The sequence below is a fragment of the Streptomyces sp. NPDC049837 genome, assembly GCF_040674455.1.
In the GTDB taxonomy this organism is placed as follows: Bacteria; Actinomycetota; Actinomycetes; order Streptomycetales; family Streptomycetaceae; genus Streptomyces.
Window position 1 is genome coordinate 54,403 of record NZ_JBFAMP010000017.1, and the last position, 23,066, is coordinate 77,468.

19 protein-coding genes and 1 pseudogene are annotated in these 23,066 nt (G+C 74.2%); 12 read left to right on the forward strand and 8 right to left on the reverse strand.

Going from position 1 to position 23,066, the window contains the following annotated elements; translation table 11 throughout:
- Window positions 1–91: 91 nt before the first annotated feature.
- The 5 genes from AB0J57_RS32880 (at window position 92) to AB0J57_RS32900 (ending at window position 5,381) form a co-directional block, all read left to right on the forward strand.
- Complete coding sequence (locus AB0J57_RS32880) at window positions 92–811, forward strand: response regulator transcription factor (RefSeq protein WP_366132050.1); 720 nt, start codon at window positions 92–94, stop codon at window positions 809–811.
- The gene (locus AB0J57_RS32885; protein WP_366132051.1) at window positions 804–1,913 is read left to right on the forward strand and encodes a HAMP domain-containing sensor histidine kinase; all 1,110 of its coding nucleotides are present in this window, start codon (window positions 804–806) and stop codon (window positions 1,911–1,913) included. Before AB0J57_RS32880 ends, AB0J57_RS32885 begins: the two co-directional genes overlap by 8 nt.
- A 123-nt stretch (window positions 1,914–2,036) precedes the next feature.
- Window positions 2,037–2,582, forward strand: coding sequence for a DM13 domain-containing protein (locus tag AB0J57_RS32890; protein WP_366132104.1), 546 nt, complete (start codon window positions 2,037–2,039; stop codon window positions 2,580–2,582).
- A gap of 212 nt (window positions 2,583–2,794) precedes the next feature.
- Window positions 2,795–3,898: a ribosome small subunit-dependent GTPase A gene (gene rsgA / locus AB0J57_RS32895; protein ID WP_366132052.1), complete on the forward strand. Its 1,104-nt coding sequence runs from the start codon at window positions 2,795–2,797 to the stop codon at window positions 3,896–3,898.
- Window positions 3,899–3,989: 91 nt separating this feature from the next.
- Window positions 3,990–5,381 (forward strand): Ada metal-binding domain-containing protein, encoded by a 1,392-nt coding sequence (locus AB0J57_RS32900; protein ID WP_366132053.1) that lies wholly within the window; start codon window positions 3,990–3,992, stop codon window positions 5,379–5,381.
- Here the strand turns inward: AB0J57_RS32900 and AB0J57_RS32905 are convergent.
- Both AB0J57_RS32905 and AB0J57_RS32910 read right to left on the reverse strand, forming a co-directional pair.
- The gene (locus AB0J57_RS32905; protein WP_366132054.1) at window positions 5,287–5,772 is read right to left on the reverse strand and encodes a DUF456 domain-containing protein; all 486 of its coding nucleotides are present in this window, start codon (window positions 5,770–5,772) and stop codon (window positions 5,287–5,289) included. The two genes, AB0J57_RS32900 and AB0J57_RS32905, sit on opposite strands and share 95 nt — an antisense overlap.
- Window positions 5,773–5,840: 68 nt before the next feature.
- Window positions 5,841–6,803: a helix-turn-helix domain-containing protein gene (locus tag AB0J57_RS32910; RefSeq protein ID WP_366132055.1), complete on the reverse strand. Its 963-nt coding sequence runs from the start codon at window positions 6,801–6,803 to the stop codon at window positions 5,841–5,843.
- Between the two features lie 211 nt (window positions 6,804–7,014).
- Here AB0J57_RS32910 and AB0J57_RS32915 point away from each other — a divergent pair, with 211 nt between their 5' ends.
- Window positions 7,015–8,172: a protein phosphatase 2C domain-containing protein gene (locus tag AB0J57_RS32915; protein WP_366132056.1), complete on the forward strand. Its 1,158-nt coding sequence runs from the start codon at window positions 7,015–7,017 to the stop codon at window positions 8,170–8,172.
- 27 nt (window positions 8,173–8,199) lie between these two features.
- Window positions 8,200–9,942, forward strand: a complete 1,743-nt coding sequence (locus tag AB0J57_RS32920; protein ID WP_366132057.1) for a pyruvate dehydrogenase — start codon at window positions 8,200–8,202, stop codon at window positions 9,940–9,942.
- Here the strand turns inward: AB0J57_RS32920 and AB0J57_RS32925 are convergent.
- A complete protein-coding gene (locus AB0J57_RS32925; protein WP_366132058.1) occupies window positions 9,932–12,979 on the reverse strand; it encodes a glycoside hydrolase family 38 C-terminal domain-containing protein in 3,048 nt (1,015 codons plus the stop codon). The genes AB0J57_RS32920 and AB0J57_RS32925 overlap by 11 nt on opposite strands.
- Window positions 12,980–13,219: 240 nt before the next feature.
- Between AB0J57_RS32925 and AB0J57_RS32930 the strand changes: the two genes are divergently transcribed.
- Complete coding sequence (locus tag AB0J57_RS32930; protein ID WP_366132059.1) at window positions 13,220–13,630, forward strand: ATP-binding protein; 411 nt, start codon at window positions 13,220–13,222, stop codon at window positions 13,628–13,630.
- Window positions 13,631–13,659: 29 nt separating this feature from the next.
- Here the strand turns inward: AB0J57_RS32930 and AB0J57_RS32935 are convergent, their stop codons facing one another.
- Window positions 13,660–14,760 carry a DUF2637 domain-containing protein gene (locus AB0J57_RS32935; RefSeq protein WP_366132060.1) on the reverse strand — a complete coding sequence of 367 codons (1,101 nt, stop codon included), beginning with the start codon at window positions 14,758–14,760 and terminating at the stop codon, window positions 13,660–13,662.
- Between the two features lie 208 nt (window positions 14,761–14,968).
- Window positions 14,969–15,820, reverse strand: coding sequence for a (2Fe-2S)-binding protein (locus tag AB0J57_RS32940; protein ID WP_366132061.1), 852 nt, complete (start codon window positions 15,818–15,820; stop codon window positions 14,969–14,971).
- 152 nt (window positions 15,821–15,972) lie between these two features.
- Between AB0J57_RS32940 and AB0J57_RS32945 the strand changes: the two genes are divergently transcribed.
- Together AB0J57_RS32945 and AB0J57_RS32950 are read left to right on the forward strand one after the other, a co-directional pair.
- Window positions 15,973–16,716 (forward strand): GntR family transcriptional regulator, encoded by a 744-nt coding sequence (locus tag AB0J57_RS32945; protein WP_366132062.1) that lies wholly within the window; start codon window positions 15,973–15,975, stop codon window positions 16,714–16,716.
- Window positions 16,713–17,810: a hypothetical protein gene (locus tag AB0J57_RS32950; protein WP_366132064.1), complete on the forward strand. Its 1,098-nt coding sequence runs from the start codon at window positions 16,713–16,715 to the stop codon at window positions 17,808–17,810. The genes AB0J57_RS32945 and AB0J57_RS32950 overlap by 4 nt, the downstream gene beginning before the upstream one ends.
- A gap of 21 nt (window positions 17,811–17,831) precedes the next feature.
- Here AB0J57_RS32950 and AB0J57_RS32955 read toward each other — a convergent pair whose 3' ends face one another.
- From AB0J57_RS32955 to AB0J57_RS32965, 3 genes are all read right to left on the reverse strand, one after another.
- On the reverse strand, window positions 17,832–18,161 hold the full coding sequence (locus tag AB0J57_RS32955; protein WP_366132065.1) for an antibiotic biosynthesis monooxygenase: 330 nt from the start codon (window positions 18,159–18,161) through the stop codon (window positions 17,832–17,834).
- Between the two features lie 99 nt (window positions 18,162–18,260).
- Window positions 18,261–19,694: a hypothetical protein gene (locus AB0J57_RS32960; RefSeq protein WP_366132066.1), complete on the reverse strand. Its 1,434-nt coding sequence runs from the start codon at window positions 19,692–19,694 to the stop codon at window positions 18,261–18,263.
- 36 nt (window positions 19,695–19,730) lie between these two features.
- Window positions 19,731–20,492: a hypothetical protein gene (locus AB0J57_RS32965; RefSeq protein WP_366132067.1), complete on the reverse strand. Its 762-nt coding sequence runs from the start codon at window positions 20,490–20,492 to the stop codon at window positions 19,731–19,733.
- A gap of 588 nt (window positions 20,493–21,080) precedes the next feature.
- Here AB0J57_RS32965 and AB0J57_RS32970 point away from each other — a divergent pair.
- Window positions 21,081–21,191, forward strand: a complete 111-nt coding sequence (locus AB0J57_RS32970) for a keywimysin-related RiPP (RefSeq protein WP_366132068.1) — start codon at window positions 21,081–21,083, stop codon at window positions 21,189–21,191.
- A 28-nt stretch (window positions 21,192–21,219) separates the two neighbouring features.
- Window positions 21,220–23,040, forward strand: a pseudogene (locus AB0J57_RS32975) (lasso peptide isopeptide bond-forming cyclase); the annotation flags it as partial.
- Between the last annotated feature and the right edge of the window lie 26 nt (window positions 23,041–23,066).

Sequence of the window (23,066 nt, forward strand, 5' to 3'; positions counted from 1 at the left end):
CGGCGACGGTAGGCAGCGCCGCACAGCCGCGTCTTGTATGAATCGGACGCCGGCGGACGTCACCGGATCGTCATGGGTTGTTGTCGGTGCCATGAGTGACACTGGCGACATGCGGAACATCCTCGTCGTGGACGACGACCCCACGGTCTCGGAGGTCGTCGCGGGCTACCTGGAGCGGGCCGGGTTCGCCGTGACCCGGGCCGCCGACGGCCCCGAGGCGCTGCGGCTCGCCGCCGCGCACCGGCCCGACCTCGTCGTCCTCGACCTGATGCTGCCCGGCATGGACGGCCTGGAGGTGTGCCGCACCCTGCGCGAGCAGGGCCCGGTGCCGGTCATCATGCTCACCGCGCGCGGCGACGAGGAGGACCGCATCCTGGGCCTGGAGGTCGGCGCCGACGACTACGTGACCAAGCCGTTCAGCCCGCGCGAACTGGTGCTGCGCGTCGAGTCCGTGCTGCGCCGCAGCGCCGCGCCCCCGGCCGCCGCGCCCGCGCGGGCCGCGGGCATCACGCTCGACCCGGCCGCCCGCCGGGCCACCAGGAACGGCCGGGAGCTGTCGCTGACGCTGCGCGAGTTCGACCTGCTCAGCCACCTCATGCGCCACCCCGGCCAGGCACACAGCAGGGAGGCCCTGATGCGCGAGGTGTGGGGCTGGGAGTTCGGCGACCTGTCGACCGTCACCGTCCATGTGCGGCGGCTGCGCGGCAAGGTCGAGGACGACCCGGCGAACCCCCGGCTGATCCGGACGGTGTGGGGCGTGGGGTACCGCTTCGAGGCGGGGGATGCCGATGAGGGAGGCCCCGATGCGTGACCTGCTGCTTATTGCGGGGTACGCCATGGCGGGGGCGTCCGGCGCGGGGCTCCTCGGAGCCCTGGCCCTGCGCGCCCTGCGCCACCGGTCGGTCGTGGTCTCGCTGACGGTCGTCGCCGCCGTCACGGTGACCGCGATGCTGGCGGGCACCCTGACCGTCTGCAAGGCGATGTTCCTCGACCCGCACGACTTCTCCGTCGTCACCACGGTCGTCGCCATGGCCGCGGTCGTCTCGCTCGTCACCGCCCTGGTGCTCGGCCGCTGGGTCGTCGCCCGAAGCCGGGAACTGACCCTCGCCGCCCGCTCGTTCGGCGAGGGCGGCAGCTTCGCCGCCCCGGACGGCGCCTCCACCGCCGAGTTGGCGGCGCTCAGCCGGGAACTGGCCGCCACCAGCGCCAGACTCGCCGCGTCGCGCGAGCGCGAGCAGGCCCTGGAGGCCTCCCGGCGCGACCTCGTCGCGTGGATATCGCACGACCTGCGCACGCCGCTCGCCGGAGTGCGCGCCATGTCGGAGGCCCTGGAGGACGGCGTCGCGCCCGACCCGCAGCGCTACTTCCGGCAGATCCGCACCGAGGTGGACCGGCTCAACGCCATGGTCGGCGACCTCTTCGACCTGTCCCGCATCCACGCCGGCACGCTGGGGCTCACCCCGTCCCGGATCTCCGTGTACGACCTGGTCGGTGAGGCCATGGCGGGCGCCGACCCGCTCGCCCGGGAGCTGGGCGTGCGGCTGGTCGGCGAGCGGGTCGACGCCGTGCCGGTCGAGGTGGACGGCCGGGAGATGACCCGGGTGCTGGCCAACCTCCTGGTCAACGCCATCCGCCGCACGCCGCCCGACGGCACGGTCGCCGTCGCCGCCGAGCGCCGCGCCGACGAGGTGGTCCTCTCCGTCACCGACGGGTGCGGCGGCATCCCGGAGGACGACCTGCCGCGGGTGTTCGACACCGGCTGGCGCGGCACCGCCGCCCGTACCCCGCCCGCGGGCGCCGGGCTGGGCCTGGCCATCGTGCGCGGCATCGTCGAGGCGCACGACGGCCACGCGGGCGTGCACAACGTCGAGGGCGGCTGCCGCTTCGAGGTCACCCTGCCCGCCGCGCCGTAGGACTTTCGCCGCCGTAAGACTTTCGTCATCGGATCACCGGCCTCAACTGGGCCTTTCCCGCGTTGAATGGGATGCAGGACATGCGGGAACGAGGAGGCAGCGGTGACACGCGTACGACGTCTGATGACCAGTCCGGTGGTGATCGGAGCCCTGGTGCTCGTGCTGGCGGCGGTGGGCTTCGGGCTCTACTGGTTCCAGCCGTGGAAGCTGTGGGCGGACCAGACGGTGAGCGAGGCCGTGCCGCCGGCAGCCCCGTCCACCGCGCCCGCCGACCCCTCGGCGGACCCCTCGGCCAAGCCCACCCGGCCGGCCGGGCCGCAGACGCTCGCCACCGGCACCCTGATCAGCCATGAGCACAGCACCACTGGCACCGTAAGCGTGGTGCGACTGGCCGACGGGTCCCGGATCCTGCGGATCGAGAACCTCGACACCAGCAACGGCCCCGACCTGAAGGTCTGGGTCACCGACGCCCCCGTGCGCGAGGGCAAGGCCGGCTGGCACGTCTTCGACGACGGCGCCTACCTGAGCCTGGGCGACCTCAAGGGCAACAAGGGCGACCAGAACTACGAGCTGCCCAAGGAGTTCGACCTCAACACGTACACCAGCGTCAGCATCTGGTGCGACCGCTTCGACGTCTCGTTCGGCGCCGCGACGCTGAAGGCGGTGTAGGAAAAAACCCTTGGCGCGTTCACCGGCCGACTGCTTAAGGTGAGCGCGTTCCGCACAACCGCGAGCGAATGACCAGGAGGTGTGACCGATGGCTGTCATTGCGATGGGCGCTGCCCACATCCGGACGTTCCGTCATTTCACCTCCGTGGTCACCGGCTGACACATCGCCCGCAGCGGGCGCCGCCCGGGGCCACCCTTCGAAGGGTTCCCCCTTGTCTCTCGCTTCCGTTCCGTCGCCCTCGCACGCCCTCTCCCCGTACGGCTGGGACGCCCACTGGGAGGCCGAGTTCGCCCCGTACGCCGGCCAGGGCCTGGTGCCCGGCCGGGTCGTACGGGTGGACCGCGGCCAGTGCGACGTCGTCACCGCGGACGGCGTCGTCCGCGCGGACACCGCCTTCGTCACCCCGCACGACCCCCTCCGGGTCATCTGCACCGGCGACTGGGCCGCCGTCGAGACCGACGGCAACCCCCGTTACGTGCGCGCGTACCTGCCGCGCCGCACCGCCTTCGTACGCTCCACCTCCTCCCAGCGGTCCGAGGGGCAGATCCTCGCCGCCAACGTCGACCACGCGATCATCGCCGTGCCGCTCTCCGTCGAGCTGGACCTCGGCCGGATCGAACGGTTCCTCGCCCTGGCGTGGGAATCGGGCGCCCAGCCGCTGGTCGTCCTCACCAAGGCGGACCTGGTGCCCGACCCGGTCGGCCTGTCGTACCTCGTGCAGGACGTCGAGACGGCCGCGCCCGGTGTGCCGGTGCTGCCCGTGAGCGCCGCCAACGGCGAGGGCGTCGACGTGCTCGCCGCCGTCGTCGCGGGCGGCACGAGCGTGCTGCTCGGCACCTCGGGCGCCGGCAAGTCGACCCTCGCCAACGCCCTGCTCGGCGAGGACGTCATGGCCGTCCAGGCCACGCGCGAGGTCGACGGCAAGGGCCGGCACACCACGACCACCCGCAACCTCCTCGCCCTCCCGGGCGGCGGCGTCCTCATCGACACGCCGGGGCTGCGGGGCGTCGGCCTGTGGGACGCCCAGGCCGGGGTCGGCCAGGTCTTCGCGGAGATCGAGGAACTGGCGGAGGGGTGCCGCTTCCACGACTGCGCACACCTCACGGAACCGGGCTGCGCGGTCCTCGCCGCCATCGAGGACGGCTCGCTGCCCGAACGCCGGCTCGACAGCTACCGCAAGCTGCTGCGCGAGAACCAGCGGATCGTCGCGAAGACCGACGCCCGACTGCGGTCCGAGATCCTCAAGGACTGGAAGCGCAAATCCGCGGCGGGCCGCGCGGCCCTCCAGGCCAAGCGCGGCGGCCGCGACCGCTGACGGGCGTGCGCCGGACCCAGGGGCGGGCGCCCCGACCGTGGTGTCCGAAAACCGCCAGCGGGTGGCGGCGCCGGCACGGAGACTGGGTGTCGTGGAGGACGACGACACCAGGTACGAGGCGGTCAGCAGCCGGGACGCGCGGTTCGACGGCGAGTTCTTCTTCGCCGTCGAGACCACGGGCATCTACTGCCGGCCGAGCTGCCCCGCCGTCACGCCCAAGCGGCGCAACGTGCGGTTCTTCGCCACCGCGGCCGCCGCGCAGCGGCACGGTTTCCGGGCCTGCCGGCGGTGCAGGCCGGACGCCGTGCCGGGGTCGGCCGCCTGGAACGTGCGCGCCGATGTCGTCGGGCGCGCCATGCGGATGATCGGCGACGGGGTCGTCGACCGGGAGGGCGTGCCCGGGCTCGCCCACAAGCTCGGGTACAGCGCGCGGCAGGTGCAGCGGCAGCTCAACGCCGAGCTGGGCGCCGGTCCCGTCGCGCTGGCCCGGGCGCAGCGCGCCCACACCGCGCGGGTGCTGTTGCAGACGACCCGGCTGCCCGTGACGGAGATCGCGTTCGCGGCCGGGTTCGCCAGTGTGCGGCAGTTCAACGACACGGTGCGGCGGATCTACGCGCGCACGCCCAGTGCGCTGCGCGCCGAGGCACGGGCGCGCGGCGCGGGTGCGGGGACCGGGGGGATTCCGCTGCGGCTCGCGTACCGGGGCGCGTACGCGGCGCGTGAGGTCTTCGACCTGCTGGAGGGGGAGGCCGTCCAGGGCGTGGAGGAGGTCGTGGGCGCACCGGGCGCCCGGACGTACCGGCGTACGCTGCGGCTGCCGTACGGCTCCGGGATCGTCGCCGTCGACGAGCGGTCGGGCGGCCGGTGGCTGGACGCGCGGATGCACCTGAGCGACCTGCGGGACCTCACCACCGCCGTACAGCGGCTGCGGCGCCTGTTCGACCTGGACGCCGACCCGTACGCGGTGGCCGAGCGGCTCGGCGTCGATCCCGCGCTCGCGCCGCGGTCGCCCGGCGCCGCCGAGCCCGAGGAGTTCGCCGTACGGACCCTGGTGGGCCGGGCCGGGGCGGCGCGGCTGGTCGAGGAGTACGGCACGGAACTGGACGTGCCGTGCGGCGGGCTCACTCACGTGTTCCCCGAGCCGGGCACGCTCACCGGCCACCCGGTGGCCGGGCCGCTCGCCGCCGCCCTGGCGGGCGGGGAGCTGCGGCTCGACGCGGGCGCCGACCGCGACGAGGCCGAGCGGGCGCTGCGCGCGGTCCCCGGGGTGAGCGACGAGGCCGCCGCACTGATCCGGATGCGGGCGCTCGGCGACCCCGACGTGGCGCCCCGCGCGGACGCGGACCGGGAGGAATGGCGCCCCTGGCGCTCGTACGCCACGCGCCTGCTCAGCTCTCGGCCAGTACCGCGCCCATCCACGCACCGACGATCATCAGGCACGCGAACAGCTCCACCAGCACACTCGTCCCGATCGCCCGCATGACCGTCCGGGTGGACGTCATGGCCGGGCGGTGCCCGCCGAGCCGGAGCCGCTCGCACAGGTAGATCCCGCCGATGTACCCGGGTACGGCCCCGACGACCGGCAGCAGGATGAACCCCAGCAGCGCGCCGACACCGGCGTACGCCACCATCCGCCGGGTCACGCCGACGCCGCGCAGCCGGCGCGCCGGGAGCTGCCAGACGACGACCTGCGTCAGCAGCAGCAGCGCGGTGGCGCCGACCAGCAGCCACCAGGCCTGACCGGTCTGGGCCTGGAGCGACCACCACATCACCGCCGCCCACACCAGCCACACCCCCGGCACGCCCGGCACGAGCACGCCGAACAGACCGAGCAGCATCACCAGCCCCGCCAGGAGGAGCTGCCACGCACCCATGGGGCCAGCCTGCCGGACCGTCCCCGCTCCCGCAGGTCAAAGGCGGGCCGGACGCGGGCCGGCGGCCGTCAGACGCGGGTCACCCAGCCGCGTTCGTGGGCGTGCCAGCCCAGTTGGAGGCGGGTCGTGACGCCCGCCAGTTCCATCAGGCCCTTGACCCGGCGCTGGACCGTTCGGAGGCCCAGGTCCAACTGCTTCGCGATGCTCGCGTCCGTCAGGCCCGCCAGCAGCAGCGACAGGATCTCCAGGTCCGTCGCGTCCGGGCCCGGCGACCCCTCCTCCGCGACCGCCCCGTCCGCCCCCAGGCGCAGCGGCAGCGCCTCCCGCCACACGGCCTCGAACAGGCCCACCAGCGACTCCAGCAGCCCGCTCGGGTGCACCACCAGCGCCGCCGGTTCCGCGTCCCGGTCCCGCTCCTGGCCGGTCAGTGCCACCATCGCCAGCGTCCGGTCGGCGACGACCAGCACCGCCGGCACCCGCTCGGCCACCCGCAGCCGCGCGCCGTCCCCCAGCGCCGCCGACAGCTCGGTGATCCCGCCCGGCACCGACAGCGCCTCCCGCTCCACCACCACGCGGTACGGCACCCCCGCCGGCTGCTCGCCGACCGGCGTGCCCCGGACCAGCGCGCACACCTCCCCGGCCGCGCCCAGCCGGAGCTGGTGCGAGCGGTGCGCCACCGCACTGGCGCCGTGCACCACCTCCACCAGGTCGTGCAGGGCCGGCTCCGCCGCCTCCGCCCGGTACTCCTCCGCGAGCGTCGCCGCCGCCAGCTCCGCCCGCTCCAGCTCGTCCCGCTGCCGCGTCAGCAGCGCGCCCAGCGCCACCGCCGGGGGCGCCGCCACCCACCGCCCGGGGCGCGCCGAGGACCGCGCGGCCAGCCCGTGCGACTCCAACCGCCGCAGCGCCCGTTCGGTCTCCGGCTCCGGCAGCGCCAGCCGGTGCGCGAGGTCCGCGACCTCCGCCGCGCCCAGCGCCACGAGCGCCCGGTACGCGGCCTCCTGCCGTTCGTCCAGTCCTATCGCCGCCAGCACCCCTGCAACCCCCTTGTCGACCCCGCGCCCATCATCCCCGACCGGTCCGGTCTGACCACTCCGTGGACATGTGGTTCACGATTCGACGAAAGCGCATACTCTCCGACGCGGTTCCGCCGGCCGTCCTTCCCGTGGGGGGTGGGGTCGCCCGGCGGACCACTTTTCCCGGAACGCCGTTTTCGTGCGCGCCGCGCGGTCGACAATTAAGGGCATGAGCCCACAGGGGGAACCACCCACCGACTGGTGGGACAAGCTGTACGACCGCTCCGCACCGGACACGGCGTCCGGCACGGTCGCCGCCGGGCCGCCGGGCCGTGCCCGCGCCCCCTGGGAGCCCGAGGACCCGGCGGACGGTCCCCGCGGCGCCCCGCGCACGTTCCGCCTGCCACGCCCGCGCGTGGAGCACGTCGGGGACGGGCCGCCCACCTACGAGCCCGAGCCGGTCGCCCTGCCGGAGGCGCGGGCGGACGAGCTGGACGAGCTCGTCGCCGACACCGTGCTGGACGGCGCCCGGTACGGGACGTACACGCTGCGCGCCGCGTCCGTGCGGGGCGACTCCGCGCGGTTCCGGGGCGAACCCCGCCGCGACGCGCTGCTCACCGCCCGCTTCGGCTCCGGCGACGCCGCGCTCGTGCTGGTCGCCGTCGCCACCGGGGCGCGCGGCACCGAGGGCGCGCACCTCGCCGCCGCCGACGCGTGCCGCTGGATCGGCGAGGCCGTCGGCCGCAGCCACACGCGGCTCGCCGGGGACATCCGCGCCGGCCGCCGCGGTGACCTCAAGTCCGGACTGCACCGGCTGACCGACCGCTCCTACGGCAGGCTCCGCGCCCGCGCCGCCGATCTGGGCGTGGCGCCCGAGGAGTACACCGCCGGGCTGCGCTGCCTGCTGCTGACCGCCGACCCGGGCTGCCGCACCCGGGTGTTCTTCGGCGTCGGCGACGGCGGGCTGTTCCGCCTCCGGGACGGGGTCTGGCAGGACATAGAACCGTCCGTCCCGGAGCCGTCCGCCCTCACCGGCGACCCGGTGATCGGCTATGGCTCCCCGCCGGCCGAGACCGCGCAGGGCGACCGGCTGACCATGGACCTCGGCATCACGACGCCCCCGGCCCCGTACATCGAGGGCCCGCTCCCGCCGCCCGCCGAACCGTTCCGCTTCCGCGCCTCCGTCGCCCGGCCCGGTGACACGCTGCTGCTCGCCGGCCGCGGGCTCGCCGAGCCGCTGCGCGACGAGCCGGCCCTCGCCAAGGAGCTGGCCGAGCGGTGGGGGACGGGCGAACCGCCCGGCCTGGCCCAGTTCCTGGCGGACACCCAGTTGAGGGTGAAGGGATACGCCGATGACCGTACGAGTGTGGCGATCTGGGAGGCGTAACCGCGTGGGCCGTGAATGGATGGACCCATGGCCAAACAGAATGTGGCAGAACAGTTCGTCGACATCCTCGTCCGCGCCGGTGTGCGGCGGCTCTACGGGGTCGTCGGGGACAGCCTGAACCCCGTCGTCGACGCCATCCGCCGTACTCCCGGGATCGAGTGGATCCAGGTCCGGCACGAGGAGACCGCCGCGTTCGCGGCCGGTGCCGAGGCCCAGATCACCGGCACGCTCGCCGCCTGCGCCGGCTCCTGCGGCCCCGGCAACCTCCACCTCATCAACGGCCTCTACGACGCCCACCGCTCGATGGCCCCCGTCCTCGCCCTCGCTTCCCACATCCCGTCCAGCGAGATCGGGCTCGGCTACTTCCAGGAGACCCACCCCGACCGGCTGTTCCAGGAGTGCAGCCACTACAGCGAACTGATCTCCAGTCCCAAGCAGATGCCCCGGCTGCTCCAGACGGCCATTCAGCACGCCGTCGGCCGCAGCGGCGTCAGCGTGGTGTCCCTGCCCGGGGACATCGCCTCCGAGCAGGCCCCGGAGAAGGCCGTCGAGCACGCCCTCGTCACCTCGCGCCCCACCGTCCGCCCCGGCGACGCCGAGATCGACGCTCTGGCCCGGCTCATCGACGACGCCGACAAGGTCACGCTGTTCTGCGGCAGCGGCACCAAGGGCGCGCACCCGGAGGTCATGCAGTTCGCCGAGCGGATCAAGGCGCCGGTCGGCCACGCCCTGCGCGGCAAGGAATGGATCCAGTACGACAATCCCTTTGACGTCGGGATGAGCGGGCTCCTCGGGTACGGCGCCGCCTACGAGGCCACCCACGAGTGCGACCTGCTGATCCTGCTGGGCACCGACTTCCCGTACAACGCCTTCCTGCCCGACGATGTGAAGATCGTCCAGGTGGACGTCCGGCCCGAGCACCTCGGCCGCCGCTCCAAGCTCGACCTGGCCGTCTGGGGCGATGTGCGCGAGACGCTGCGCTGCCTCACCCCGCGCGTGCGCGCCAAGACGGACCGCAAGTTCCTCGACAAGATGCTGAAGAAGCACGCCGACGCCCTGGAAGGGGTCGTCAAGGCGTACACGCGGAAGGTCGAGAAGCACGTCCCGATCCACCCCGAGTACGTGGCGTCGGTCCTCGACGAGATCGCCGACGACGACGCGGTCTTCACCATCGACACGGGGATGTGCAACGTCTGGGCGGCCCGCTACCTCACCCCCAACGGGCGGCGCCGGATCATCGGTTCGTTCAGCCACGGCTCGATGGCCAACGCCCTGCCGCAGGCCATCGGCGCGCAGTTCACCGACCGCAAGCGGCAGGTCGTCTCGATGTCGGGCGACGGCGGGTTCTCCATGCTGATGGGGGACTTCCTCACCCTCATCCAGCACGACCTGCCGGTGAAGGTCGTGCTGTTCAACAACTCCTCGCTGGGCATGGTCGAGCTGGAGATGCTGGTGGCCGGCCTTCCCTCGTACGGCACCGCGAACCACAACCCCGACTTCGCGGCCATCGCCCGCGCCGCCGGAGCGTACGGGGTGCGGGTGGAGAAGCCCAAGGAACTCGCGGGCGCGCTCAAGGACGCCTTCAAGCACAAGGGCCCGGCGCTCGTCGACGTCGTCACCGACCCCAACGCGCTGTCCATCCCGCCGAAGATCAAGGCGGAGATGGTGACCGGCTTCGCGCTGTCCGCCAGCAAGATCGTGCTGGACGGGGGAGTGGGCCGGATGCTCCAGATGGCCCGCTCCAACCTCCGCAACGTCCCTAGGCCCTGACCAGGCGCAGGGTGACGATCCGGAACGGCCGCAGCTCCAGTGCGAGACCCTCCGGGGCCTCGTGCAGCGGCCGTTCCAGCAAGTCGGTGACGAACGCGCGGGCGACCGGGAACGCCGGCCTGAGCGTCGCCCGCGTGCGCGTCCCGCACGACTCGTAGAGCCGTACGATCACGTCGCCGCTGCGGTCGTCGGCGAGCTTGACCGACTCGACGGTGACGGCCGGGTTCCCCGTGTCGACCAGGGGCGCCGGCTCGGGCGCGGCAGCCGCGATCCGCAGCGGCAGGTTCAGCGCCAGGCCCTCGCGCACCGCGTCAGCGGTGGCACAGCCGGGCAGCAGCGCGTACCGGAAGCGGTGGTGGCCGAGGTCGGTCTCGGGGTCCGGGCAGTGCGGGGCGCGCAGCAGCGTCAGCCGCACGGTGGTTCCGAGGCCCTCGTCGTGCGGCGTCCGGGTGACGTCGTGCCCGTACGTCGAGTCGTTCAGGACGGCCACCCCGTACCCCGGCTCCTCCACCCGCAACCAGCGGTGCGCACAGATCTCGAACCGGGCGGCGTCCCAGCCCGTGTTGGTGTGCGTCGGGCGGTGGACGTGCCCGAACTGGATCTCGGCCGCCGACCGTTCCGCCTGGACGTCCAGCGGGAAGGCCGCCTTCAGCACCTTCTCGGACTCCCGCCAGTCGACATCGGTGAGGACATCGACCCGCCCGCTTCCCGCGTCCAGCCGGACCTCCTGCCTGATGCGGGACCCCGCGCCGAAGACCCGTACGACACGGACGGCCGCCCGGAGCGGCCCCTCCTCCACCAGCTCCACCGACTCGGCGGCCGTCAGGTCCGTGTGCGTACGCCGGTAGTGCCGGTCGATGTCCCAGGCGTCCCACTGGTTGGGGTGGTCCGGGTGCAGTTGCAGCAGGTTCCCCCTGGCACCCGGCGCCAGTACCTCCCGGCCCGCCCTCACGTCGTACACCGAGCTCAGCGTCCCGTCCGCCGCGTCGACCACGATCCGCAAGCGCCCGTTGCCGAGGACGAAGCCGCCGTCCTCGCGACGGGCGGTCACCGGCGGCACGTCGGCGGACGGACCGAGCCGCACGGAACCCAGCGGTGGCACCCGGACCGCTGCCAGGCGCCGCCCGCCGATCTCCACCACCTCCTCGCGCGCGTACGGCGAGGCGTTGAGCACCGCCGTCCCCGAGCCGCCCAGCGCCGCCACCGCGCCCGCGATCAGCTCCTCCAGCTCCTCCCGCACGCGCGCGTAGGTGGCCCGCGCCTCGCGGTGCACCCACGCGATCGACGAGCCCGGCAGGATGTCGTGGAACTGGTGCAGCAGCACCGTCTTCCAGATCCGGTCCAGCTCCTCGTACGGATAGCGGTACGCGGGCGACCGCACTGCCGCCGCCGTCGCCCACAACTCGGCCTCCCGAAGCAGGTGTTCACTGCGCCGGTTGCCCTGCTTGGTCTTCGCCTGCGTGGTGTACGTGGCCCGGTGCAGCTCCAGGTACAGCTCGCCCGACCACACCGGCGCCTGCTCCCCGTACTCAGCCTCGGCAGCCGCGAAGAACGCCGCCGGCCGCTCGACCGTCACCCGGGGCGAGCCCTCCAGGTCCCGCACCCGGCGCGCCTTCTCCAGCATCTCCCGGGTGGGCCCGCCCCCGCCGTCACCCCACCCGAACGGAACCAGGGAGCGGCTGGCGCGCCCCTTGTCGGCGAAGTTCCGCTCCGCCCGGGCCAGTTCCCGCCCGTGGATCTGCGAGTTGTAGGTGTCGACCGGCGGGAAGTGCGTGAAGACGCGGGTGCCGTCGATGCCCTCCCACCAGAACGTGTGGTGCGGCATCCGGTTCGACTGGTTCCACGACAGCTTCTGCGTCAGGAACCACCGCACCCCCGCGAGCCTCGCGAGCTGCGGGAACGCCGCCGTGTAGCCGAAGGAGTCCGGCAGCCAGATCTCCTCCGTCTCCACGCCCAGCTCGTCGAGGAAGAAGCGCTTGCCGTGCGTGATCTGCCGCACCAGCGCCTCACCGCCCGGCATGTTGGCGTCCGACTCCACCCACATCGACCCCACCGGCGCCCAGGTGCCCTTGTGGACCGCCTTCTTGATGCGCTCCCATGTGTGCGGCTGGTGATCGCGCACCCACGCGTACTGCTGCGCCTGCGAGCAGGCGAACACCAGCTCCGGGTACTCCTCCGCGAGCGCCGTGACATTGGCGAACGTCCGCGACGCCTTGCGCACCGTCTCGCGCAGCGGCCACAGCCACGCCGAGTCGATGTGCGCGTGCCCGGCCGCCGAGATCCGGTGCGCGCTCGCCGACGCCGGGCGCGCCAGTACGTCCGCGAGCCGGGCGCGGGCGGCGGCGGCCGTACCGGACACGTCATGCAGGTCCAAGGTGTCGAGCATGTCCTCCAGGGCCCGGAGGATCTCGTGCCGCCGCGACCGGTCCGTGGGCAGCTCGTGCATCAGCTCGGTGAGGACCTCCACGTCCAGGACCAGGTGCCACACCTCCTCCTCCAGGACGGCCAGTTCGGCGGAGGCGAACCGGTACAGGGGCCGGTCCCCGGCGGTCAGCACGTCCCCGAGGCGCGTCGGCAGGAAGTCCCGCAGGACGGCGGGGTTCGCCGCCGCCTCCAGCAGCAGGTGCACCTGCTCGCCCCCGCGCGCCGGCGCCGCCACCGGGACGTGACGGTTACGCGGGTGGATGCCCTTCAGGGGGACGCCCCCGGCGTCGTACACCATGCCCTCCGCCTGGAAGCCCGGCCCGTCGCCGGTGAACCCCGGGTCGATCACCGCCTCCACCCGGCGCCCCGCCCAGTCGTCCGGCACGGTGCCGCGCAGCCGGAACCAGCTCGTGGACCAGGGCGCGCCCCACGCGGTGCCGGGCGCGAACGGCTCGTAGGCGGCCTTCAGCGCCTCGGAGACGGGTTGAGGCTCGCCGGGGGCGTGCCAGGCGGTCAGCGTGAGCGGGACCCTGGCCGCGTACTGCGCGGGGCGCACGTACTGGCGCACGGCCCGTTCGAGGCGCCCTTCCACCAGGTGGCGGTCGTCATGCATCGCGGCTCCTCCTCCGCTCGGCCGCCGCGCGGTCTCCGCTCCGCGCGGCCTGCCGGAGACTTACCCCGATGCGCCCCCCGGGCGCCCCCCGGACCGGCGAATCCCAGGCGTGACGGCGCGTAGGCGGGGGCATGCATCCCGTGAACCTGTTCGAGGGGAAGGGCCGACGACGTGCGGGTGGGGGACATGATGGGACGTCAGAGAGGGGCTGGACCCGTAGCGGACGGGCGGGTTCCCGCGATGGAGCGGCACGGTCAGCCGGTGCAGTGGCGGCGGCACGTGGGCGCCGGGGACCTCGCGGCGGTGCCCGAGGTGAGGCGCGCCCTCCGGGAACTGCTGCGGCACCGGGACGCACTCGGCGGGGCGGGCGGGGCGGACGTCGCGGAGCTGCTGACCAGCGAGCTGCTGACCAACGCGCTGATACACACCGAGCACGGCGCGGTCGTCACGGCCACGATGACCCCGGCGGCGTTACGGGTGGAGGTACGGGACTTCACCACCGCCCTGCCTTCCCCGTACGCCCCGTCCGTCGACGACGGTACGCACGGCAGGGGCCTGGTCCTGGTGCAGGCGCTCGCCGACGCGTGGGGGGTGCTCACGCACGGCGTGGGGAAGGTCGTCTGGTTCGAACTGTCCGGAGGGCCCGCCTGAGCGGCGGGCCCGGCCGTAGGTGAACACGGTCAGCCGAACTGCTGCTCCAGGTCCTTGAGCTTCTGCTCCAGCGAGTCGAGCCGGGGCAGCGTCTGGGTGTCGTCCTCGGCGGTGAGGTCGACCGTACGGGGCGGATCAGTCCCCTTCACGGCCTGGAGGGAGGGCCGGTGCCGAGACGGCAGGCGTCCCCGCTCGGATATGACGGGCTCCGCGACGGACGCCCCCACGGCGGCCGGGGCCGAGCCTCCCATGGAGCCGCCGGAGCTCATGGTCTGGACGTCGACCGGCGTGGCGTTCATGGGCTGGACGTCGACCTGGCGGCCGCCGCGCCCGAGCCCCCAGGCCCGGTGCTGGCGGTTGAACGCCTTCAGGCGGGCCCGTTCCATCTTCTGGTGCTCGCGGCGGCTGCGCCGGGCCTGCTCCTTCTGCCGCCGGTCCTCGCGGACCTCGTCGACGGCCTCGTCCAGGGTGCGTACGCCTTCCAGGAGCATCAGCGACCAGGCGCCGAACGTCTCACGGGGCGCCCTCAGCCACCGTACGATCCGGATCTGCGGCAGCGGCCGGGGCACCAGGCCCTGCTCGCGCAGCGCGGAGCGGCGGGTCTGCTTCAGCGCCCGGTCGAACAGCACGGCGGCCGACAGCGACATGCCCGCGAAGAAGTGCGGGGCGCCGGCGTGGCCCGCGCCGCGCGGCGCGTGGACCCAGTTGAACCAGGCGGCCGCGCCCGCGAACGTCCACACCAGCAGGCGGGAGCCGAGCGCCGCGTCACCGTGGCTGGCCTCGCGCACCGCGAGGACCGAGCAGAACATGGCGGCGCCGTCGAGGCCGAAGGGGACCAGGTACTCCCAGCCGCCGGACAGGCTCAGGTTCTGCCGGCCGAAGCCGACCAGGCCGTGGAAGGAGAGCGCGGCGGCGACCGCCGCGCAGCAGAAGAGCAGCAGGTAGGAGGCGGTGCCGTAGACCGCTTCCTTGCGGCGGCGGCGCTCCTCGCTGCGTTCCCAGGAGTCGTCGGCCGCGGCCTTCTCGCCGGCGCGCTTGCCGCGCGTGAGCACCGCAACCGCCACCAGGACTCCCACCAGCATCACGCCACCCGGAAGCAGCCAGTCCAGCGATATGTCGGTCAGTCTCATGCGGTGTCCCTTGCATCGCTCGCGGTAGGGCGTTTCGGCGCCATATTGGCCGAAGGCCGCGGAGCCACACGGGGTTTCCTGGCAAGAGAACGCCATTGGGGCCGATGAGCATACGAATAGGTGCGATCTGCTCGAACGGCCTTATGCGAGAAGGGAGTTGCGTTCGATTCCCGTCACCCGGGCGGGTGGCATGGATGTCGGGCGGAGGTCACGCGGATGCGCTCAACCTGCGTACGCGGTCGGCGTCGCAGGTACGCGGACAGGTGACGCAGGTGTCCTCGGGGCGCAGCGTGTAGAAGAGGCAGCAGCTCGCCCGGTCACGGGTCGGCAGCGGCGTACCGTCCGGGCCGGTCAGCTCCCGGAAGCCGGCCGTGCCGACGTACGGCCTGGCCGCGCCCGACCCGGGCAGCAGCAGTGCCAGCTCCGCCATGGCCCTGGGCTCCTCGCCCAGCAGGTGCCCGACGTACCACAGGCCCTCGACGATCTCGTCCGTCGCCATGCCCCACAGGGCCCGCTTGCCGCGCCGCATCCGGGGCCCGAAGCCCTCCAGCACCGGCCCCAGGTGCTCGGCGACGGCCGCCCGCACCTCGCCGCGCAGCGCCTCCTCGTCCGGTACGACCCGGGCGCCGGGCAGCGCGGCGGCGGGGTCACCGGGCAGGCAGGCGAACTCGCGCACCCGTACCGTCATCCGGCCGAGCGCCCGCTGGAACGCCACGTCCGCCACCGGCAGGCGGGGCACCCGGCGGTGCAGGAACCACGGCACGGTGATCAGCAGGCAGGCCGGCCAGGCGTACCGGTGCAGACCGAAGCTGGCGACGACATCGGGGCGGGCCTGCTGCCCGTAGTCGCGCAGCACCTGCGCGTTGTCCCAGGCGAGGAACGCGTCCAGGGCGGCGCCGCCGGCCGCCAGCTCGTCCGCGCCCACCCAGCCGGCGCCCCGGGGGGCCCGCTCGCCGTCCGTGAGCTCCCGCACCCGCAGCCCTGGGAAGACCTCGGTCAGCCGGGTGTACGCATCCGCGACGGGCGAGCTCAGGGCTGGGAGCAGAGCGGGAGTGGACATGCGGGGGACCACCGAATCGCGATCGTTAGCAGGTAAGCCTTACCTTACCCGATCTGATCGATGTGTGAACTCCAACCCGGTGCGCCTATCGTGCACAGGGGCCTCCTCCACCGCGAGCCGGGGCTTCGGTACGAACGGCCAGGAGGACCCGAGTGGAGCAGGGCAGAACGCGCGACACCGCGCCGCCGCACCCGGCGCCGGAGCCGCACGCCGGCGCGCGCGTACCCGAGCAGACCCGTGGCGAACACACCCACAGCGAGCCCCCCGCCCCCCGCCTCGTCCAGCGCCACTCCGTACGCGGCCAGATACTCGACGCGCTGCGCACCGCCCTGGTCAGCGGCGAGCTGGTCCCCGGCGAGGTCTACTCCGCCCCCGCCCTCGGCGCCCGCTTCGGCGTCTCCGCCACCCCCGTGCGCGAGGCCATGCAGCAACTCGCGATCGAGGGCGCCGTCGAAGTCGTACCGAACCGGGGCTTCCGCGTCGCCGAACGCACCCCGCGCGAGCTGGCCGAGCTCGCCGAGGTCCGCGCCCTGATCGAGGTGCCCGTCATGCTGCGCCTTGCCCGCACCGTCCCGGCCGACCGCTGGAGCGAGCTGCGCCCCCTCGCCGAGGCCACCTCCGCGGCCGCCGCCCGCGGCGACCGGGCGCACTACGCCGAGTCCGACCGCGCCTTCCACCGCGCCGTCCTCGCCCTGGCCGGCAACGAACAGCTCGTCGCCATCGCCGAGGACCTGCACCGCCGCTCCCAGTGGCCGCTGGTGGCCGGCCCCGCGACCCGGCGGGCCGACCTGGTCGCCGACGCGGCCGAGCACTCGGCCCTGCTGGACGCGCTGATCGCCCAGGACCTGCCGGTCGTCCAGGCACTGGTACGCGAGCACTTCACGGGCGGCGGATGAGCATGCGCGCCGCCGTGTGGCAGGTGGCGAACCGGCTCGGCGTCGTGGCGGGCACGCCGGGGGAGCTGCTCTCGGCGCTGCTGGCCGGTCCGCGCCGGACGGTACGCGTCCCCCTGCCGCCCGACCACGACCTCGTGCGGAGCCTCGGGCCCCTCATCGACGTCGTCGCCGACGGGGCCGGTGAGCCCCGGCCCGCGGCGCCCGTCGACCTGGACGACCCGGCCGCCGTCTGCACGTCCGACCCCGTCCGCGTCACCGAGGCGTACGAGGCCGACCCCGACCCCCGCGGCGGCCTGCGCCCCGCCTGGCTGCGCGCCGGCCAGTCCCTGGTGCGCGACCAGGCCCCCGCAGAGCGCGCCCTCGTGCTGCTCGCCGCCCTGGACGACACGGCGGACCCGCGACTGGGCCCGGCACTCACGGCGCGGGCCGCCGGGGCGCCGTGGCGCCTCGCGTGGTCGTCACGCCGGAGGTGCACCGCCCTGACGACCACGCCCGACGGGCGGCTGGTGGTGCGCGAGGACCGCGTCCGGGCGGTCGCCTGCCTCCCGGACGGCACGGAGCCGGCCCTCGACGAACGGGGCCGGCTGCACACCGGGGGCGGCGGCCCGGCCACCCGGCTGACGGACGCCGTGGCCGCGACCCTCGCGAGCCACCCCGCCACCGCCCTCGCCGCGGCCGGCGGCACGGTCCTGACCGGCGACCGGATGGGCACCGTCCACGCGTTCAGCCTGACCGGTGTGGACCAGGCCGCGCTGCACACCGGCCGCGTCACCGCACTGACGGCCACCCCGTCGACGACGTACAGCGGCGGAACGGACGGCACGGTACGCGCCTGGCACCCCGGCCAGTCCCCCGACCGCGCGGCAACGGTGACCAGCCGCCCCTACCCCGTCGTGGCCCTCCACGCCACGGCCCACCTCCTGGCCGTGGCCTGGTCGGACGGCCTGGCGGAACTGCACCGTCTGGACACGGGCGAGTCCGTCCCCTTCCGTCCGGGCCCCCGCATCCGCGCGGTCGCCATCACGGCCGACGGCTCCCTTGTCGTCGGGCTGGACGACGCGGTGGTGTGCCTGACGTGCGCCCTCAGCGGCTGAAGGTACCGGCGGGGTGACGGGTCAGCCGGACGCGTACGACCGCTCCACCTTCGCCACGTGCACCACGTACTCCTCGTACCAGTGCTCCCGGCCGTGAGCGCGGGCCGCCGCGTGTTCGGTGTGCTCGCGCCACGCGGCGATGGACTGCTCGTCGGTGAAGTACGCGACGGTGATGCCCCGCCCGTCGGGGCCGCGCACCGACTCGTGGCCGAGGAAGCCCGGTTGCTCGGCGGCGAGGCGGCCCATCCGCGCGGCGGTCTCGCCGTAGCCGTTGTCGCCCTCGGTGCGGCGGGAGGTGAAGATCACGGCGTAGTACGGGGGTTCGTGGGCCGGAACCAAGGACGCGGACATGCTTCTCCCCAGGTGGAAGGGCGGGTGTGGGAACACCGCCCACCCTCCGTGGTGTGAGGCCGTCAGGTCCAGAGGGCTCCCGGAAAGGGATCCATCTCTTTACCCGGGCTTCTTCGGAATCGCCGCGACCAGGCGACCGGCCGCCGTGAAGTGGAGCCGGTCCAGGGAGTCGGCGCCGTAGGGCCACTCGTCCGAACGGTGGAAGCACAGGTCGGTCGGGATGGGGGAGTCCCGCAGGTCCGCGACGTGCGTACCGGGCGGCAGGCCGGCCAGGGTGGCGCGCAGCGGGTCGGGGGTGCCCGGCCACTCCCCGACGGGGACGGGGCGTGTCCAGGGCTCGCCGGTGTTGGGCGTGAACCAGTCGGTGGCGGCGCGGACGCGGCCGGCGACGTTGTCCGTGGCGACCGCCTCACGGGCGATGCGCGCGACCGTCAGCAGCAGGTGGGGCAACGACTCGGCGAGCAGGGACAGTTCCGGCTCCCTGGCGAGCTGGTGGTCGATGGGGACGGAGACGGCGTACCCCCACTCGCCGGTGTCCGGGTCGATACGGATCTGCGCGAGCGACGTGCTGTGGGGGCGAACCACGCGGGCGACCGGCCAGTAGGTGCCGTCGCCGCCCAGCATGCGGTGCACCTCGGGGTCGACGGTGTGCTCCGGCGCTCCCGGCAGCAGGAGCAGCGGGGGCAGGCCGGCCACCCGTACGCCGCCGATCTCGCGCAGCACGGTACGGATGTCGTCCGGTACGGGCACCGCCCAGGTGTCCATTTCCGCGTCGTCGCAGCCCGCTTCGAGCGTCACGTGGGCCGGGTGCGCCCCGGCCAGGGCGCGCAGCTCGGCGACGGCGAGGCGCGCCGCGTCCGCCGGGACGCGGTGGCGCCGCACCGGGCGGTCCAGGTAGTCCCCGCTGGGGAGGCTGCGCAGCAGCAGCCCCCGGCCGCCGCCCACCAGCTCCCACTCCGTCTCGCTGCCGCCGGTGTCGGCGGTGTCGTACTCCAGGGAGTAGTACGGCTCCCACACGACCTGGCACGGATATCCGGGCAGCGCCCGCAGATCGACCACGTCGGTCAGCGAGTCACCCCCGGCGACCAGGGCCGCGAGCTCCGCGTCCGGGCCCTCGGCGGCCTCGACCGACGGGACGGCGGCGACGGACGCCTTGGGGGCGGACCGCTCGGTGCCGAGGGCCGCCAGCCAGGAGGTGAACGAGGGCGCCTCGACCACGATCTCCACGTCGTCGTACGGCTGGACGCGCACCACCGGCCCCCACTCCTCGTCGCCCAGTGCGACGACCGTGGTGCCCTCGGGCAGGTCACCGATCCGCCACTGGCCGCCGGTCAAGCCCTCCGGACCGAACACGTAGGAGGCGCGGCCGTCCCGTACCCCGCCGGTCTCGCGCAGGACGGCCCGGACGGCCTCGGGCACCGGCACCGGCCACCGGTCGAGCTCGGAGTCCGGGATGCCGTCCCGCAGTTCGAGGCCCCGTGCGCGGAGGGCCGATATCGCCGCCTGTACCTGGTCAACGCCACTTTCGGTCATGGGTCCCGATCATGGCAGAGCCCTCCGACAACGCCCTCAGGCGGCCGCCGTGGGCGCCAGCCGCGCGGCCAGCCAGGTCGGTACGCCGCCGAGCAGTTGGAACAGTCGCCGCGCCTCCGCGCGCAGCCGTGTCGCCTCGGGCTCCGGTTCGGTGTCCGCCAGGGCCGCCAGGGCCGGAGCCGTACCGACGAGGTAGCCGAGCTCCTCGCGCAGGCGGAGGGACTCGGCGAAGCCGTGCCGGGCCTCCGCCAACTCGCCCTCGCGGAGCGCCAGTCCGCCGAGGTGCCGCCAGGTGGAGGAGAGCAGCAGGGTGTCGCCCTGGGCGGCGGCGCCCGCGTGGGCGCGGTGGTACGCGGCGCGGGCGGCCTGGGGCGAGTCGCCGAGGTTCTGGGCGAGCAGGCCGCGGCGGAAGTCCAGCAGCGGGCGGCCGGGCGCGGAGGGGGCGATGAGCGCCGCCGCCCGGCCGAGCGCCGCCCGCGCCTCGTCGGCCCGGTCCCGTACGCCCAGCAGGGTCGACGCGTAGGCGAGGTAGCCGCGCTCGCAGGCGGCCGCGCCCCGCTCCTCGTCCTCCTGGGCGATCGCCTCCGCCGAGCGCAGGGCGTCCTCCGCCTCGGCCCACCCCTGCTCGGTGTAGAGACACCGCTCGATCAGCAGGGACGCGCGCTGGAGCGCGACGGCGGGGTCGTGCGCGCCGGGTACGAGGAGGGCGGCCGCGTCGCTCCAGCAGCCGCGCGAACGCAGCCGCCATACCGCGGTCTGGAGGGGATCGTCGCTTGCGGTCGTTCCGGAACCAGACATGGCGGTATGCGCCACATTGCCCTCCCCGAGCGCGCCATTGAGCTGTTGAGTCCGGAGAATCTCAGCACGGAACGGCACGCCCGGCCAAGAGGGTCAGGTGAATTGATTCACAATCAGTGGGCGCGGAACGGCCCGCAGTACGGGGCCGGGACGGCTTCCGACGGCCGCCGCCGTTCCCCGCGAAGATCCACACAAAGGGGTGACGCCACGACGGGCCCCGTGGCCGGGCCGCGTTCACGCCGGAGCGCGGCCCGCGACGGTGAAGCAGGGGCCGGGCGCGCGTCGACGCGCTTTCGCGCCGGGCGGAGACGCCCCGGAGACCGGGACGCGCGGCGAGTGGGCGCCGCACGGACCGAGAAACGTGCCGGTGAGGAGGTTTTTGCGCGGGCCGCGGGCCAGGGCGCGGCCGTAACCACCTCCGCAGTCACGGAGGTGGCGGTTCCGCTTACGGCTGACGCTGGGCGGTACTTCATACAATATGACCAGGCGGCCCACTGTTGCGGTACCCCCGTGACCCGCGTCTACCTTCCGAAACAAGGCCTCCCGTCCATGTCGGGGCGGGTGGTGAACCGAACAGAAGGAGACGTCATGAAGAAGGCCTACGAGGCTCCGACGCTCGTCCGACTGGGGTCCTTCCGGAAGAAGACCGGCCTCCTCCAGAGGTCGGGCAACGACCGCCTGGTCCTGAGCAAGAACTGACGGCAGACGGCTCGATCCGTCCGACGTCATGACGCCCACGCACACGAGTGCGGGCCCGGGCCCCGGCGACGCGCACCTCGCGGTCTTTCCCGACCGCGAGGACGCGGCCGCCGTGGCCCGGTTCTTCGCCCGCCCGGGCACCCGGTCGCTGCCCCACCCCTCGGGGCGCCCCTGGCTGGTCGGCCACTGGCACGACGACGACATCGTCACCGCCCGCGCCGGCTCCACCTCCCTCGCCGTCGTCGGGTGCTGCCCGCTCGACGCGGCCCGACTACGGCGCCACGCCGCCGGCCTGCGAGACCTCGCCCAACTCGACGCACTGGCCCGCACGCTGCCGGGCAGTTGCCACCTGCTGGCCGCCGTCGACGGCCGGCTCCGGGCGCAGGGCACCGCGTCGGGGCTCCGGCTGGTCTTCCACGCCCGGATCGGCGGCGTGACCGTGGCCGCCACCCGCGCCGACGTCCTCGCCGCCGCACTGGGCCGCGACCCGGACGAGGAACAACTGGCCGTACGGCTCCTCTGGCCGGTTCCCCACCCGCTCGCCGAAGCACCGATGTGGCGCGGCGTCACCGCCGTGGCCCCGCAGGACGCGCTGATCGTGGCGGAGGACGGGCACACCGTACGGCACACCCGCTGGTGGACCCCGCCCGAGCCGGCGCGGCCGCTCGCCGACGGGGCACCGCTGGTGCGCGAGGCCCTCGTGGAGGCCGTCGCCGCCCGCACCCGCCGGGGCGGCGTGGTCAGTTGCGACCTGTCGGGCGGCCTGGACTCCACCAGCGTCTGCTTCCTCGCCGACCGCTCACCCGCCCGGGTGGTGGCCAGCACCTGGCCGGGACGCGACCCGGCCGACACCGACCTGCACTGGGCCACGCTGGCCGCACGGTCCCTGCCGGACGTGGAGCACGTCGTGTGGGACGCCGAGGCCTCCCCGCTCGTCTACACCGATCTCCTCGCCATCGACGACCTGCTGGACGAACCGACCATCGGCGTCATGGACCGCTCACGGGTCCTGCACCACCTGCCCGCCATGGCCGAACGGGGCAGCCGGCTGCACCTGACGGGCATCGGCGGCGACCACGTGGCCTGGTGCTCCGAGGCGTACTACCACCGACTGGCCCGCACCCGCCCGCTGTTCGCGCTGCGGCAACTGCGCGGCTTCCGGGCCCTGTGGCAGTGGCCGCTCGGCGCCACGCTCCGCGCCCTGGCCGACTCCCGCCCGTACGCCAGGTGGCTGGCCGACGCGGGCGGGCACCTGCGCGACCCGGTACCCGCGACCGTCAGCACCAGCCTCGGCTGGGGCATGCCCCCGCGCCTCTTCGACTGGGTGACCCCCGACGCCGCGCGGGTGGCGCGGCAGGCGCTGGACCGGGCCGCCGCGCACGCCGTCCCGCACCACCCGGACCGCGGCCTGCACGCCGACCTCGAACAGATCCGCTCCTGCACCCGCATCATCCGGCAGTGGGACCGCATGGCGGCCCGCACCGGCGTCCCGATGGCCTCGCCCTTCCTCGACGACCGTGTCATCGAGGCGTGCCTCGCGGTCCGCCCCGCCGAACGCGTCACCCCCTGGGCGTACAAGCCCCTCCTCACCGCGGCCATGCGCGGGATCGTGCCCGACGCCTGCCTGCGGCGCACCAACAAGGCCGCCGCCTCCATGGACGCCGCCGACGGGCTGCGCGCACACCGCGCCGACCTGCTGGCGCTGTGGGAGGACTCGCACCTCGAACGGCTCGGCCTGGTGGACGGCGCCGCCCTGCGCCGCCTCGCCCAGCGGCCGTCCACGCCCGGACTGCGCGACGCCATCCTCTACTCGACGATCGCCTGCGAGGTGTGGCTGCGCGGCCTGGCACTCCGGACGAAACCCCCGACGGAAGG